Source organism: Citrobacter sp. Cpo103, assembly GCF_030332605.1.
Lineage (GTDB): Bacteria > Pseudomonadota > Gammaproteobacteria > Enterobacterales > Enterobacteriaceae > Citrobacter > Citrobacter portucalensis.
On record NZ_JAOWHO010000035.1, the window covers coordinates 1,187,936 to 1,201,899 of the forward strand.

The 13,964-nt window shown below is 52.0% G+C and carries 25 protein-coding genes and 1 tRNA gene; 25 read left to right on the forward strand and 1 reads right to left on the reverse strand.

Features of this window, described 5'->3' with window-relative positions; genetic code table 11:
• Positions 1-77 precede the first annotated feature (77 nt).
• The 23 genes from OGX89_RS22270 to OGX89_RS22380 all read left to right on the forward strand — a co-directional run bounded on the left by OGX89_RS22270 (position 78) and on the right by OGX89_RS22380 (position 11,271).
• Positions 78-1,013: a phage replication protein O gene (locus tag OGX89_RS22270; RefSeq protein WP_126956139.1), complete on the forward strand. Its 936-nt coding sequence runs from the start codon at positions 78-80 to the stop codon at positions 1,011-1,013.
• Positions 1,010-1,699, forward strand: coding sequence for a replication protein P (locus OGX89_RS22275; protein WP_126956141.1), 690 nt, complete (start codon positions 1,010-1,012; stop codon positions 1,697-1,699). The genes OGX89_RS22270 and OGX89_RS22275 overlap by 4 nt, the downstream gene beginning before the upstream one ends.
• 1 nt (position 1,700) lies before the next feature.
• Entirely contained in the window at positions 1,701-2,000 is a 300-nt protein-coding gene (locus tag OGX89_RS22280) for a protein ren (RefSeq protein WP_126956143.1), read from the forward strand.
• Positions 1,997-2,416: a hypothetical protein gene (locus OGX89_RS22285; protein ID WP_126956145.1), complete on the forward strand. Its 420-nt coding sequence runs from the start codon at positions 1,997-1,999 to the stop codon at positions 2,414-2,416. Before OGX89_RS22280 ends, OGX89_RS22285 begins: the two co-directional genes overlap by 4 nt.
• The gene (locus OGX89_RS22290) at positions 2,413-2,904 is read left to right on the forward strand and encodes a hypothetical protein (RefSeq protein WP_048216077.1); all 492 of its coding nucleotides are present in this window, start codon (positions 2,413-2,415) and stop codon (positions 2,902-2,904) included. The genes OGX89_RS22285 and OGX89_RS22290 overlap by 4 nt, the downstream gene beginning before the upstream one ends.
• On the forward strand, positions 2,901-3,527 hold the full coding sequence (locus tag OGX89_RS22295) for an ead/Ea22-like family protein (RefSeq protein WP_126956147.1): 627 nt from the start codon (positions 2,901-2,903) through the stop codon (positions 3,525-3,527). Before OGX89_RS22290 ends, OGX89_RS22295 begins: the two co-directional genes overlap by 4 nt.
• A 1-nt stretch (position 3,528) precedes the next feature.
• Complete coding sequence (locus OGX89_RS22300; protein WP_001229290.1) at positions 3,529-3,894, forward strand: HNH endonuclease; 366 nt, start codon at positions 3,529-3,531, stop codon at positions 3,892-3,894.
• Positions 3,891-4,571, forward strand: a complete 681-nt coding sequence (locus OGX89_RS22305; RefSeq protein ID WP_232397853.1) for a DUF551 domain-containing protein — start codon at positions 3,891-3,893, stop codon at positions 4,569-4,571. Before OGX89_RS22300 ends, OGX89_RS22305 begins: the two co-directional genes overlap by 4 nt.
• 61 nt (positions 4,572-4,632) lie before the next feature.
• Entirely contained in the window at positions 4,633-4,917 is a 285-nt protein-coding gene (locus tag OGX89_RS22310; protein ID WP_126956149.1) for a hypothetical protein, read from the forward strand.
• Positions 4,918-5,095: 178 nt separating this feature from the next.
• Positions 5,096-5,551: a YbcN family protein gene (locus tag OGX89_RS22315; RefSeq protein ID WP_126956151.1), complete on the forward strand. Its 456-nt coding sequence runs from the start codon at positions 5,096-5,098 to the stop codon at positions 5,549-5,551.
• Positions 5,551-5,721: a NinE family protein gene (locus tag OGX89_RS22320; protein WP_063929273.1), complete on the forward strand. Its 171-nt coding sequence runs from the start codon at positions 5,551-5,553 to the stop codon at positions 5,719-5,721. Before OGX89_RS22315 ends, OGX89_RS22320 begins: the two co-directional genes overlap by 1 nt.
• The gene (locus OGX89_RS22325) at positions 5,718-6,386 is read left to right on the forward strand and encodes a metallophosphoesterase (RefSeq protein ID WP_126956340.1); all 669 of its coding nucleotides are present in this window, start codon (positions 5,718-5,720) and stop codon (positions 6,384-6,386) included. The genes OGX89_RS22320 and OGX89_RS22325 overlap by 4 nt, the downstream gene beginning before the upstream one ends.
• Positions 6,379-6,990 (forward strand): recombination protein NinG, encoded by a 612-nt coding sequence (locus OGX89_RS22330; RefSeq protein WP_126956153.1) that lies wholly within the window; start codon positions 6,379-6,381, stop codon positions 6,988-6,990. The genes OGX89_RS22325 and OGX89_RS22330 overlap by 8 nt, the downstream gene beginning before the upstream one ends.
• Positions 6,987-7,211: a hypothetical protein gene (locus OGX89_RS22335; RefSeq protein ID WP_063452511.1), complete on the forward strand. Its 225-nt coding sequence runs from the start codon at positions 6,987-6,989 to the stop codon at positions 7,209-7,211. The genes OGX89_RS22330 and OGX89_RS22335 overlap by 4 nt, the downstream gene beginning before the upstream one ends.
• Positions 7,208-7,348 carry a YlcG family protein gene (locus OGX89_RS22340; protein ID WP_126956155.1) on the forward strand — a complete coding sequence of 47 codons (141 nt, stop codon included), beginning with the start codon at positions 7,208-7,210 and terminating at the stop codon, positions 7,346-7,348. Before OGX89_RS22335 ends, OGX89_RS22340 begins: the two co-directional genes overlap by 4 nt.
• Positions 7,345-8,034 (forward strand): bacteriophage antitermination protein Q, encoded by a 690-nt coding sequence (locus OGX89_RS22345; RefSeq protein WP_126956157.1) that lies wholly within the window; start codon positions 7,345-7,347, stop codon positions 8,032-8,034. The genes OGX89_RS22340 and OGX89_RS22345 overlap by 4 nt, the downstream gene beginning before the upstream one ends.
• A gap of 97 nt (positions 8,035-8,131) precedes the next feature.
• A tRNA-Met gene (locus tag OGX89_RS22350) sits at positions 8,132-8,209 on the forward strand.
• A gap of 180 nt (positions 8,210-8,389) precedes the next feature.
• Positions 8,390-8,605, forward strand: a complete 216-nt coding sequence (locus tag OGX89_RS22355; RefSeq protein WP_016160648.1) for a class II holin family protein — start codon at positions 8,390-8,392, stop codon at positions 8,603-8,605.
• The gene (locus OGX89_RS22360) at positions 8,605-9,102 is read left to right on the forward strand and encodes a lysozyme (protein ID WP_126956159.1); all 498 of its coding nucleotides are present in this window, start codon (positions 8,605-8,607) and stop codon (positions 9,100-9,102) included. Before OGX89_RS22355 ends, OGX89_RS22360 begins: the two co-directional genes overlap by 1 nt.
• Positions 9,099-9,563, forward strand: a complete 465-nt coding sequence (locus OGX89_RS22365; protein WP_126956161.1) for a lysis protein — start codon at positions 9,099-9,101, stop codon at positions 9,561-9,563. The genes OGX89_RS22360 and OGX89_RS22365 overlap by 4 nt, the downstream gene beginning before the upstream one ends.
• A gap of 281 nt (positions 9,564-9,844) precedes the next feature.
• A complete protein-coding gene (locus OGX89_RS22370) occupies positions 9,845-10,363 on the forward strand; it encodes a Rha family transcriptional regulator (protein WP_126956163.1) in 519 nt (172 codons plus the stop codon).
• Between the two features lie 324 nt (positions 10,364-10,687).
• A complete protein-coding gene (locus tag OGX89_RS22375; protein WP_126956165.1) occupies positions 10,688-10,972 on the forward strand; it encodes a hypothetical protein in 285 nt (94 codons plus the stop codon).
• Between the two features lie 89 nt (positions 10,973-11,061).
• On the forward strand, positions 11,062-11,271 hold the full coding sequence (locus OGX89_RS22380) for a hypothetical protein (protein WP_126956167.1): 210 nt from the start codon (positions 11,062-11,064) through the stop codon (positions 11,269-11,271).
• A gap of 196 nt (positions 11,272-11,467) precedes the next feature.
• Here the strand turns inward: OGX89_RS22380 and OGX89_RS22385 are convergent, their stop codons facing one another.
• A complete protein-coding gene (locus OGX89_RS22385) occupies positions 11,468-11,803 on the reverse strand; it encodes a hypothetical protein (RefSeq protein ID WP_126956171.1) in 336 nt (111 codons plus the stop codon).
• Between the two features lie 27 nt (positions 11,804-11,830).
• Between OGX89_RS22385 and OGX89_RS22390 the strand changes: the two genes are divergently transcribed.
• Both OGX89_RS22390 and OGX89_RS22395 read left to right on the forward strand, forming a co-directional pair.
• Entirely contained in the window at positions 11,831-12,394 is a 564-nt protein-coding gene (locus OGX89_RS22390) for a terminase small subunit (protein WP_126956173.1), read from the forward strand.
• Positions 12,391-13,953, forward strand: coding sequence for a terminase large subunit domain-containing protein (locus tag OGX89_RS22395; protein WP_126956175.1), 1,563 nt, complete (start codon positions 12,391-12,393; stop codon positions 13,951-13,953). Before OGX89_RS22390 ends, OGX89_RS22395 begins: the two co-directional genes overlap by 4 nt.
• Positions 13,954-13,964: the final 11 nt, after the last annotated feature.

The window sequence follows — 13,964 nt, forward strand, 5'->3', positions numbered from 1 at the left end:
CAGGCGCAGGAGGTTTAACTGTGTCGAACGTCGCTTACGCAAATTTTGCGGCGCACTCAGCCGCAAGGAGCAACAGGATGGAGAACCAGAAGTCTGGTTACGTCCCGTTGTACCGGAGCATCAAGAAGAAGTCCTGGGCTAAGGATGTATTCCTGCGCGCGCTGTGGGAGAACCTGCTCATTGACGCAGCCAGACAGCCATACACGGCATTCTTCAAGGGCAAGCAATGGCCTCTGCAACCCGGTCAACTGGTCGTCACTGCTGCAGATCTTGGCCTTCAGTTGTGTGACCGTCAGGGCAATCCGACAAGCCGTGATGCAGTGGAGAGAATGCTGTCTGTTTTCGTCCGCGAAGGGATGATTTCCATCGAAGGAGAGAAGAGAAAAGGCAGGGTGATCACCATCACGAATTACGTTGAATATGCTCAAAAAATGGACGATTTACCCGCACATAAGGCCGCACATACAAGCGCACATGGCGAAGCCAGTAATGGCGCGGGTTCTGGTGGGTATGCCGCACATAAGGCCGCACAATTCCCCGCACATCATGAACAAGAAGGTAATAACAAGAATATAAATAACTTATCGTCCGAGAATTCTGGCGAATCCTCAGACGGACGTCTCAAGAAATTTTTATCGGCTCACCCTGACGCAGTGGTTTACACACCATCCGGTGCGAAATGGGGGACGGCTGAAGATCTCAAAACCTCCCAGTGGATTTCCACCAGGGTGAAGATGATTAACCCAACCTGCAAAGCGCCGGATATGACCTCCTGGTCTAACACCGTTCGCCTGATGCGCCAGATTGACAACCGGTCGCACCAGGACATTTGCGCGCTGTATGACTGGGCCAGCAAGCACCACTTCTGGCAGACCAACATCCTGAGCCCTGAAAGCCTGCGCAAGCAGTGGGACAAGTTGGTGGTACAACGCAACGCTGGTACTGAGCAACGTGCTGGCAAGCCAGATCTCGACTTCAACAACACTGACTGGGCCTATGAGGTGATGCGATGAAATCTCTTGCAGAGCAGATGCACAACTTCGACCGCGAGCAGATGAGTCGCATAGCCCATAACCTGCCAGAGCAGTACCAGGAGCGTGCGCCGGTCGAGCAGGTAGCTCAGGTATTCAACGGACTGTTTAACCAACTGCGTGCCGCGTTCCCGGCCAGCATGTCGAACTTCCGCGAACAGCGTGATTTGGACGAATTCCGCCGTCAGTGGCTGCTGGCGTTTCAGGAGAACGGGATCCACTCAATGGCCCAGGTTGATGCCGGTATGCGCATAGCACGTCGCCAGGAGCGTCCATTCCTGCCATCACCGGGCCAGTTCGTCGCCTGGTGCAAACAGAGCGGCGGGGTGCTGGGCATCACTGTTGACCAGCTGATCGCCGAATACTGGGACTGGCGTAACCGCTCGTTTGAATTCACTTCCAGCGAGCAATTCCCCTGGTCGCAGCCGGTCATGTACCACATCTGCGTCGAACTGCGCCACCGCAGCACAGAGCGCCAGTTGACACATGGTGAACTGGCACGTGAGGCGGGTGACCTGCTGGACATGTGGGAGAAGCGCGTCTTTGAGGGCAAACCAGTGCCACCGGTACGCCGGGCAATCGCAGCGCCTGCTGCCGATCGAGGACCGACTCCAATCCAGCTGCTACAGGCAAAGTACAACCGTAACAAGTCGAACGGGATGGTGTGAGATGAAAGGCAAACAGGCAATTCTGCGTTATCTCGAAACGCATCGTACCTTCACTGCGAAGGATGTGGCTGCCGAGTGTGGCATGACCATCAACTGCATCACAAAGAACGCTATCGAACTGGAACGGGCCAACAGGTTGGTGCGCATCAGCAAGGTCTGGCGAACGGTTACCTATCGCCTGGCTACACCAGAAGAGCAGGCTGGGACAGTGCGCTGCAGCACTAATGGAATATTCAACGAATGTCGTAACAGTGCGGCTATGCAGCGTGTACTGGCGTTTTACGGGAGAGCATCAGCATGAAACCAACTTACGAAGAATTAGAGCGTCAACTCGAAGAATCCCGTCGTGAGTTCCGGTCATCAGACGCGACTATTCACAATCTTGAACTGAAACTCACAGACATGGCAGTACAGCTCGCTAACGCCGAGAGCAAGTGCAGGGAGCTGGCTGCTGATAATTCTGCAATCAAAGTCATGAACGATTGCCTGTCTGAAGAACTGCGTGGTTATGAGTCTAATGGTGCTTTCGATGGGCCGAAAATGCATTTGCTTTGGTGGAAAGCCGAAACCCCGGCAACCGACGCGTTCCTGGCTGAAGTGCGGGCGCAGGGAGTAGATGCCTTAGCGCAAACTCTCGAAGGGTTGGTTGCTGTTTCCGTAACTCGCTCTTACATCATGGAGTTCGCCGCCCAACTTCGCAAAGGAGCCGCGCTATGAGCACAGGAATTGAACTCATGCAGCATGCTCTGGGAATTAGTGAGCGAAACCGCACGCCATACCGTAATTATTTCCTGGCTGGCGAAGGGCATACGGATAACGAGAAGTGGGAAGAACTGGTATCTGATGGTTTCGCTACTTCCCGTCCCGCACCTGATTTCGTAGGCGGCGGAATGCTTTATCACGTCACAGAAAAAGGTGAAGCAACGGCAATTTCTGCACTGCCAGAGCCAAAGAAACGCACTCGATACGAAGAATATCTTGATGCTGATAGCTGCCAGCCGTTCAGTGAATGGTTGTTGGGATATCGACTGCCTGAAGTCGAATACAGCCGTGATGGAAAATGCCGAATGTTTCGCTGCTCATACGACGCGGCTTATGGCTATCCACGACGTGATGTTGAAGGCGAGTGGTGCGACACCAAAAAAGCAGCGAAGGCCAGCTACAAAGAAGCTCTGCGCAAATCGAAACAGGAGGCAGCCCAATGACAGCACTCAACAAACAGGCGCTGCGTAAGCTAGCAAAAGCATTATCCGGTAAGGAGTGGGTTGCCTTCGTTCACAAGGCGTCTGGTACTTACGCCATAGGTTCGTTAGGTCATGAACGTGGCGAAGACATTATCAAATGGCCTGGTTTCGATGGTCAGGACAATGCAGAAAGCAAAGCAAAATTCATCGCCGCTGCCAGCCCCGCCACCGTTCTGGCGCTGCTGGATGAGCTGGAAGCCGCGCAGCATGAAAAAGATGAATTACAGCAGGGATTCATTGCAAATCAGGAGGAGGCCCACGAAGCAATAAAATACGCAACCGAGCTGAAGGAGCAGCTTGCCCGAGCTTGTGCTGGTCGAGAAGAGGCGTTTAGGGAGGTAGATGAAATGCAGAAGTCTTTAGACCACACCCATAGACGGCGCTCCATCTGGAGGCGGAGAGCAGGAGAGGCTGAGGATAAGCTGGAAGCCGCAGAGAAGCGCATAGCAGAACACCGCAAGGTGCTAAATAGCCTGGCAGCTGTAGCCCGTCGCTACCTGCCTGATTATGACGAACATCCTGAAATTCAGGCCGCTGACGAATTACTTGAGACCGCCGCTGGCATTGGCGTGAAGGGGGAGTGAGATGGCTCTGACGAAAAAACAACGTGCAGAGTTGCGCATGAAGTTTGGCGGTCGCTGTGCTTATTGCGGCTGCGAACTTGGAGATAAGTGGCATGCTGACCATGTAAAACCGGTCATTCGTTTTGATGGAAATATGCTTCACCAGGAACGTGACGATATATCCAACATGGTTCCAGCATGCCACCCATGCAATCTGCACAAGCATTGCAGTAGCCTGGAAGATTATCGGCGAATTATCGGTGATGGTCGTCGTGAATTCCTTGTTTCCGGGAAAGGCAAAGCGCTAGTTCGTATGGGATTGGTTGAAATGAAATCTGACCCAGTGGTGTTCTGGTTCGAAAAATATCAAGAAGGGGCTACTGCATGACAACTAACAACCACCCGGCGCACGGTCCTGTATCACTCGATCGCCTGCACCAGATAAGCGAAATACTCAGCAAAGCATCCGCACAAAGTGACGGCGGTAATCTCGGCTACGCAATGGCTGATGCTGTGAAGGTGATTGATGGGGCTATTGCATCGTTTGGTGCTGAGCCTGTGGCGTGGCGATATCGCTATGTGCATACGCCAAAGACAGAAGAGCATGGTTCACCATTCACTACGGAATGGAAACTCTGTGATAGCGAGGATGAGTGTAACCCCTCAGATTGTTTTGAGCGCCAACCGCTCTACACCGCACCGCCAGCGCCGGTATCTGTGCCTGATGCTATCAGCACGCGCCAGGCTATAGCAAAAATGGAAAGTCACGAACCATGCGATTCGATAAACGTCGCCTATAAGTTCGGTTGGAACGCCTGCCGCTCCGCCATGCTTCAGACTGGCAACTCTCCGGTAACTCCGGATGGTTGGATTCCGGTAAGCGAGCGGATGCCAAATGATAAAGACTTTGTATGGTGTTGGGGATATGTCTCTGGGTGGACGGAATCAGATGGCTTTGAAGCTTACTACGACGCAACTAGAAACAAATGGTGGACCATAGATGACGAAACGGTTCGAAAGGTAACACACTGGATGCCACTTCCAGCAGCACCTCTGTGGGAATGATGTATAATCCATCTCAATTTATTTAGAGAATTTACTATCACGTATAATGGGAATCGAGTAAATGAGATGGATTTTAGCAATGGCGTTAGTTATGCCAATTTCAACTTCAATTGCAAAAAACAATGACTCATTTGATTACAAAAGAAAAACAGAGTCAGTTTGCTTTGACCCATCCAATAAAGAAAAGCAAGATTTATGTGAAAAAATAGTTAAGTCAATGCTGTTGAATGCCGCCTTTGCTGGTTACTCAGAGGCGGCATGTACTGCTAAAATTGTAAAAGATAAACAACGGTGTAAAGCAACAGAAGAAGAATACCAAGAATTAATTAGATTCAGCATGCCATAAATTGATTTTCCAGAATCAACCCTCCATAATCATGTCATCGGAGCCTGAACAACTCTGGTGACTTCTGCGCATTTAAGGGGACTTAAATGCGATCACAATCTGAACTCCTCACCTTGTCACAGATGCAGAAATGCACCTGCGATTTTCTGCATTCTGCGGTTTCCGTTAAGGAGGCCGTATGACTCTGCCCGTAGACGGCATCAAACTCCATCGCGGTAACTTCGCGGCCATCGGGCAGCAGATTCAGCCATTGCTGGATGCCGGGCAATGCTTCCGCCTGCAGGTGAAGCCGTGGCGGGAGAAGCGCAGCCTGTCGCAGAACGCGCTCAGCCACATGTGGTACACGGAAATCAGCGAGTACCTCATCGCCCGCGGCAAGACCTTCGCTACACCCGAGTGGGTCAAGGACGCGATGAAGCACACCTATCTCGGCTACGAAAACAAAGACCGGGTAGATGTCGTGTCCGGAGAGGTCACCACCGTCCAATCCCTCCGCCATACCGCCGATCTTGAAACCGGCGAGATGTACATCTTCCTGTGCAAAGTCGAAGCCTGGGCGATGAATATTGGATGCCACCTGACCATTCCGCAGAGCTGTGAATACCAGCAGCTGCGCGATAAGCAGGAGGCCTGATGTCTACTCCACTTTCCCGCGTCATCACCAATGAAATCTTCCGCGTTCCGGCGCGCCGCCAGCGCAAGCCCGCGGTTAAGCCGTCCGATATCCCGACACTGAAGGGCTACACCGCCCGCCTGGTGGATCAGAAATGGCTGCGTCTCGCGGCGAGGAGAAAATCCGCATGAGCATGTATCAACGCATTAATGGCGCTGACTGGCGCAATATTTTTGTCGTCGGCGATCTGCATGGGTGCTACACGCTGCTGATGAATGAGCTCGAAGAAGTTTCGTTCGACCCTGCGTGTGATTTGCTGATTTCGGTTGGAGACCTTGTTGACCGCGGCGCGGAAAACGTCGAGTGCCTGGAGCTGATTATTATGCCTTGGTTCCGGGCTGTGCGAGGAAACCATGAGCAGATGATGATTGATGGGCTATCGGAGTATGGGAACGTCAATCACTGGTTGGCAAATGGTGGCGGCTGGTTCTTCAATCTCGACTATGACAAAGAAGTGCTGGCTAAGGCTCTGGTTCACAAAGCAGCTGAGCTGCCACTCGTCATCGAGCTGGTTACCGCTGAGCGTAAAATCGTTATCTGCCACGCTGACTACCCGCATAACGAATATGTGTTCGATAAGCCCGCCCCGAAAGATATGGTCATCTGGAATCGTGAGAGGGTTAGCGACGCTCAGGACGGCATTGTCTCGCCGATATCCGGTGCTGATCTTTTTATCTTCGGGCACACCCCAGCGCGCCAGCCCCTGAAGTATGCCAACCAGATGTACATCGATACCGGTGCCGTGTTCTGCGGAAACCTCACGCTGGTACAGGTTCAAGGTGGTGCCCATGCGTAAACCATCCCGCCGTAAGTGCAAAGTGTGCGGTGAATACTTCGTGCCTAAATTCCACGACATCCGGATCCGCTGGTGCTGCCCGGAGCACGGAGCAATCCTCGCGATGGAAGAGCGCGAAAAGGAGAAGGTGAAAGCCGCGGCTAAACGGATCAAGGAGCAGAAAGAGGCAGAGAAGGCCGGGCGCAAGCGTCGTGCTGAACGTCGCAACGAGTTGAAGCCGATCCGTCACTGGGTGCAGATGACTCAGCGCGCCTTCAACGACTGGCGTCGCGAAATGCTGCTTGCTGCCGGCTATGGCTGCATCTCATGCGGCACTAAGAGCGCTTTTGTATGGCACGCCGGACATTACCGCACCACAGCGGCTGCACCTCAGCTGCGCTTCAACCCAGATAATGTGTGGTTACAGTGTCCAGTCTGCAACGTTCATAAATCAGGGAATATCGAGGCCTATCGTGCAGCCTTGGTCGAGCTGATCGGTGAAGAACGCGTACTGGCCCTCGAATCCAACAACGAAAACCACCGATATACCCACGAAGAACTGGACGGCATCCGCGCCAAAGCCAGGGCAGATCTTCGCGCACTAAAACAGCAGGAGGCAGCATGAGTAAAATCCAATACCCAATGACCACGGCGGCTATTTTCGATGATGTTGTTTACCCTGTGCGCTTCGATAATGCCGACAAGGTTAAGCAAGAGGTCGAAGGTGCTGTTAACTGGTTCTGCCGGTGGTGCAATGAAGAGAAAGCAGTTGTGAAAGCACGGGTTCTGGTCAGTTGTTGGGGGAAGTATCTGAACTATGCACAAGTCATGGAGGATGGAGTGTGAAACCAGAAACGCTTGAGATACTCCGCACGCGCTGGCAGCGCCTACGGATTTACCGCCGCCCGGGCTCCGTGCTGGTGGATTACCGCATCCTCCGTAACTTCGTTCGCGTCTATCACCCAGCAGGAGCCGCACAATGAACAGTCAGCAACTGGAATACGTACGTCAGCAGCTCATTGTGGCGACCGCAGATCTTAGCGGGGCGACGAAAGGGCAACTGGTAGCTTTCGCCGAGAACGCGCAATTCACAGCAACGGCGCGCAGCCGTGGCCGGAAGAAAATTTATGACGTGCAGAAAAAGCGCATGGTTAACCCAGATGGCCCGCCGATGAACGGCAGCCAGTCACACGCAAAGGGCTCGTCAATCGCGCTGGTGTGCCCGGTAGAGTTCGTGACCGCATCGTGGCGCCGCGCTGTCCTATCGCTGGAGGAACATCAGAAAGCCTGGCTGTTGTGGAACTACAGTGAGAACATCCGCTTCGAGTACCAGGTGGCGATTACCAAGTGGGCGTGGGCTGAGTTCCGGGAGCAGCTCGGCGCGAAGAAGGTGGCTGCCAAGACGATGGAAAGGCTGAAGAAACTTATCTGGCTGGCGGCACAGGACGTCAAAGCTGAGCTGGCGGGAAAGGATGTGTATCAGCATCAGGACCTGGCGGCTCTGTGCGGCGTTAAGCCTGATAACTGGTGTCATAACTACGCCGACTACTGGCGGGCCATGTGCACCATCTTTAAGCGGCTTGATGGCGATTCTCTTCTTTGCACTGTGAGAACACGATCACAACAAAAGGCGACTTTTTCGCAGCATGGTATTGCAAAAGTCAATTAAACAGCATACATTTTATGTAAATCTGATATCGTCGCTATAGCTTCGTAGGTCGACAAAGAATTAAGAGCCTCGCTAAATACGGGGCTTTTTCGTTTCCGGGCCGGAAGCTCATTTGGTATGAGCGGTCCCCTCATAAGGGAAGGGTAGACAGGTTCGAATCCTTCGCGGCCCACCAAAACCCAGCCAGGGTATCTTCAGCCGCAGAGCTGACATTGCCACACCCTCACATTCCCGCCGCGAGCGGGTTTTTTATTTCAGGCCCCGGGAATCATCATCGACATGCCTCGTTGTTAAATCCAGCCCGAGGGCCTGACCCTACAACACACAGCACCCCGACTAAATCGGAGGTGAGAGTATGTATCGAATGGACAAACTCACTACAGGAATTGCCTACGGCACATCGGCGGGCAATGCGGGATTCTGGATGCTGCAACTACTCGATAAAGTATCCCCATCCCAGTGGGCTGCCATTGGTGTATTAGGCAGCCTTGTTTTTGGTTTGCTGACATACCTGACGAATCTGTATTTCAAAATCAAAGAGGATCGGCGTAAGGCCGCGCGAGGTGAATAATGTCCCCTGCATTGCGAAATAGCGTACTTGCCGCCATGGGCGGTGGAGCCATCGCGATAGCTTCGGCTTTGATCACTGGACCAACCGGTAACGATGGTCTTGAAGGCGTGCGATACAAGCCGTATCGGGATGTGGTTGGCATCCAGACTGTTTGCTACGGTCACACCGGTAAAGACATCATGCTCGGCAAGACTTACACGGAAGCTGAGTGTAAGGCGCTGCTGAATAAAGACCTGAACACCGTCGCCCGACAGATTAACCCTTACATCAAAGTGCCGATCCCCGAAACTACTCGCGGGGCGCTTTACTCATTCGTCTACAACGTTGGCGCCGGAAACTTCAAGACTTCAACGCTCCTGTACAAAATCAACCAGGGCGATATCAAAGGCGCATGCGAGCAATTAAGGCGCTGGAATAAAGCTAGTGGAGTTGTCTGGAAAGGACTAGTGACCCGGCGCGAGATTGAGCGCGAAGTGTGTCTATGGGGTGAGAAATGAGCAGGTTTACTGCAATCATCATCGGCGTGGTTGTCTGCATCATCGTGTCGCTGGGTTGGGCTGTTAATCACTACCGCGACAACGCCATCACCTATAAAGACCAGCGTGACAAAGCCATTGAAAAGCTCAGCCTGGCGAACGCCGCCATCAAAGACATGCAGACTCGCCAGCGCGATGTCGCTGCACTTGATGCTAAATACACAAAGGAACTAGCCGATGCGAAAAAAACCATTAGCGATTTGCGTCGGGATGTCGATTCTGGCGCTAAGCGGCTGCGCATCTCCGCAACCTGCCCTAGAGTGTCCAAAGCCACCTCCGCCACCGGCGTGGATGATGCAGGAGCCCCCGAACTTACTCCAGACGCTAGACGGAATTATTTCGATCACCGGGACGGAATCGAAGTTACCAAAGAAATGATTCATGGGCTGCATGAATACATCAACACGCAGTGCCTTAAATAAGCAAAATTGAAAAATATTTCAGTTGGTCATGTCTATTTATAGCTATTCAATTCAACGAATATCTATTCATTGAGTGATTATATCTATCTGAATTTGAATGATTTAATCAAGCCTCGCAATAGCGGGGCTTTTTTATGCCCGCAGTAAACCGCGCATCGCAGCGCATGAAAATCCCGAGTCTTTCAGAAAGCTGAGCCTGAGAACTGCCGTATATGGTGGCGACCATCTCGGGGCGGCTTTTCTGTGCGAACAGGCTCATCTTTCTAAAAGGTAAAAACGCTATGAATAATCCGTCAGTTATTCCTGCCTTCGACTTCCGCGAAATGGTTACGACACTCGACAACAAGATAATCACCACATCGTTAAAAGTGGCTAACTATTTTGGTAAACGACACAAAGACGTTCTGCGAGCCATCAGAAACCTTAAATGCTCCGATGATTTTACCAAGCGCAATTTTGCGCCCATTGATTTCATTGATAAAAATGGCGATGTTCAGCCGATGTATAACATCACCCGCGATGGATGCATGATGCTCGTGATGGGATTTACTGGCAAAACCGCCGCCGCAGTTAAGGAGTGTTACATCAATGCCTTTAACTGGATGGCTGAGCAACTTAGCAGAAGAGTTGCCTTGGGTGAGGAAATGCAGCACCGTTACGCCATCAAAGAAACTCGATCCAAGTTGAAAGGCACAATCGGCAGCCGGTTGATGAACGAACGGAAGAAAGAGAAGCGCGTCCTGGCACTGGAGCATGAGCACATCATGCAGGTGACGCAGCCAGAATTGCTGATTGGCTGACTCTGGGTATCACAAAGATCATCTTTTGATGGGCTTGATAATGCCATAGCGTTTCAAAAGCGCCAATTGCATAGCCAGACAAACGGTTTTAACGATCTGGTTGATTGATGGTGCGCAAGCAATAAATAAAGAAATATCTAATACTGAGAACATGTTACCTCCTATAGAAACGAGGGAGGCGAATTCCTCCTTCTATTGTAGTTTCTAAAGGCATGCGCAGGATATCCAACACTGTTTGGCTGAAGATACCGATGGTTAATTAGTATCTCGCTCTGTTGACAAATTGAGTAGAATGCTCGGAATAACAAATCAGCAGGGATTAACATGACTGTTTTAATGATTGCGGTAATGGCGTTGGCTATAGCTGTCTGGCATGAGATAAATAGGTTTCCAGCAACAAACAAAAGTCTCTTGCAATTACAGGCTGAAATGGCTGAGCTCAAGGATGAAAACGAAGAACTATCAGAGCAAATAAACCTCCTAAGAGATGAGATGCAGGAAATGTCAAACACACTCGAGCGGTTAAAAGATCCTGAGTTTTACGCATTGCTTGATGCTGGTGATGGGCATGGCTTGTATGAACTTGAAAAATCACGTGGTGAAATCTAAAAGCCGCCTCCGGGCGGTTTTTTGTTGCCATCACCATGGGGCGGCTCATCGTAATGGCAATCTCCCATAAGCGGATAAAGAGGTTCTCAATGTCCGATATCTACCAAATCACTCTAACCACCCAAACAGGCGAAACCTTCACGGGCAAGATGTCACGACGTCAGCCTGAGCTGGTTAATGGCTTTGTGCCGCTTGCGACCGAAACGGGTGAGTGGTTGTATTTCGCCCCTGCCGATGTGAAGCGCGTACAGTTCACGCCAGTATCAGATGAGGGGGAATCAGGGGAAGCCACCTCATGACAACGACAATAGGTCCTATCACCTTTACTCTTGATATGAGAGAGCAGGTTGCACGTTCGCGTGAAGTTCTTGACGAGTTGCAGCGTAGAGCGAGTGAGCTTAGCCCTAGAATCTCAGAGGAGGACGCGCTACGCATTCTCCTCCTCGATATGACATTTGATTACCTGAAGGCCAGGGAATCATTGGTGGATTAAAACTACTGCCTTTGAATGTTTTCCCATTGGCGTCGATGCTCCTCCTTCTCATCCACACAGGAAGGGCAAAGTAATCCGCCGTAGTACATATCGTTTTGAATGGCGCTCTCAAGATCATCGCCTTCAAGAATATGCTGGCAGTCATTGTGATACCCGCCAGGGTCGGTTACGCCATCGCAAGGTTGGGTGAGAAACGGCACTAGTACCGCTTTTTGTCGCGGAGTTAAGTTTTCGTAACCAATATTTACAGCCCTCTGAGCTATTCCAGCCACCATCGTATCTTGGTCATGGAACCGATCATGTTCGAGCATGGTATCGAGAAGAGATTCTGTAGACATAAATAAACCTTTCATTTTGGAATAAAAATGGCACTCACCGACAAGCAAGAAATGTTCTGTCGCGAGTACCTCATCGATTTAAATGCCACACAAGCGGCTATTCGGGCGGGGTACAGCGAAAAGACTGCAAACCGTACCGCGTCAGAAAACATGTCAAAACCTGACATTCAATCTAGGATTGCTGAACTAAAGGCCCAACGCAATGATCTGGTTGGCATTAATGCGACCTATGTCTTAACGCGGCTCGTTGAGATAGACCAGATGGATGTGCTCGACATCCTGACCTCGACCGGGGAACTCAAGCCAGTTTCTCAGTGGCCGAAGGTCTGGCGTACGACGCTGTCAGGCCTCGAGGTCATGGAGATGGCAGCAGAAGGCGGCACCGCTGCACTACTGAAGAAGATTAAGTGGCCTGACAAGGTAAAGAACCTAGAACTGCTCGGAAAGCATATCTCTGTCCAGGCATTCAAAGAGCAGATTGAGCAGAAGGTTACTGCTACTCACAACATCATGCCGATCCCATCATGCACGAGCGTTGATGAGTGGGAGAAGGCGGCACAACAGCAGCAGGGCGAGGTTCTTGGTGGATGAATTACAAAGCCGTCTGGAAACCTCTGCCGGGATCGCAATCGCTCTCCCTGAGCTGCCCGTGTAACGAAATCCTCTACGAGGGAACGCGCGGCCCGGGTAAAACCGCTGCGCAACTGGCGCGCTTCCGTCGCTTGGTTGGTCTTGGTTATGGCTCGTTCTGGCGTGGCGTCATTTTCGATACCGAGTATAAGAACCTCACCGACATCATTACCCAGTCAAAGCGTATGTATCGCCTGTTTAACGACGGTGCGCGCTATCTGGCGTCAGCATCTGAGCTGCGCTGGGTATGGCCTACTGGCGAAGAGCTGCTGTTCCGCTTTGGGAAAGAAGAGGGCGACTACTGGGACTATCACGGTCAGGAGTTCCCGTTTATCGGCTTCAACGAACTGACCAAGCAGCAGTCGGCTGAGTTCTACGAGATGATGTTCTCCTGCCGACGCTCGTCGTTCCGGCCAGAGAACTACCCGCTGGCTAACGGCGGCCTGTTGAAGCCAATCCCGCTCGAAACATTCAGTACTACCAACCCGTTTGGCATCGGCCATACCTGGGTGAAGAAGCGCTTCATTGAGCCCGCGCCACGTGGGACCATCATTCGCGAAACGCAAAAGGTGTTTAACCCGCAGACCGAGCGCGAAGAGGATGTGACGTTAACCCGGGTGGCAATTCACGGCTCGTTCAAAGAGAACCCGTATCTCGATCCACAGTACATCGCGACGCTGATGGCGATCAAAGACCCGAACCGGCGCAAAGCCTGGGTAGAGGGTTCTTGGGATGTAACCAGCGGTGGGCGCTTTGACCACCTGTGGAATGAAGCGCTGCACGTCATCAAGCCGTTCCGCATACCTGATAGCTGGACCGTCGACCGCTCTCACGACTGGGGCGAGTCGAAGCCGTTCTCTAACCTCTGGTGGGCCCAGGCTGATGGCACCGCCGCAGAACTGCCAGATGGTCGCCAGTTCTGCCCGCCTGCCGGGTCTCTGATTCTGATTGGCGAGTGGTATGGCTGCCCGCCAGACGAGCTGAACAAAGGCCTGAATATGTCGTCCACCAACGTCGCGAAGGGCGTAGCGTGGATTGATAAGCGACTGACAGGTGAAGATGTCGACGAGCCGGAAGAGATCAAGCTCGAAGGCATCACTCAGGGGCAACTGAACATAGTGCCGGGCATATGCTCGGAAGTTATCCCCGGCCCGGCGGATAGCGCCATTTTCAACACTGGTGACGATGAATTGTCGATCGGACAGAAAATGGAAAATCAGGGTGTGGAATGGCTTGAAGCCAATAAGAAACCAGGCTCTCGAGTTAACGGCGCTTCGGTTTTCGCAGACATGCTTGAGGCAGTCGTTGAAGGTAAAAAGCTGGAATCCGGCATCCCGGAGAAGCCTGCATTTTACGTGTTCGAACATTGTCGTGGCTGGGTTAGCCGCATCCCAGTTCTGGTACGTGACAGCAAAAACCCGGATGACGTAGATACCCAGCAGGAAGATCACGACTGGGACGCCACCCGATACCGTGTACTGCACTCTCCTCGCCGTTCAGGGGCGATATTCTTTACATAAGGACAACTCAG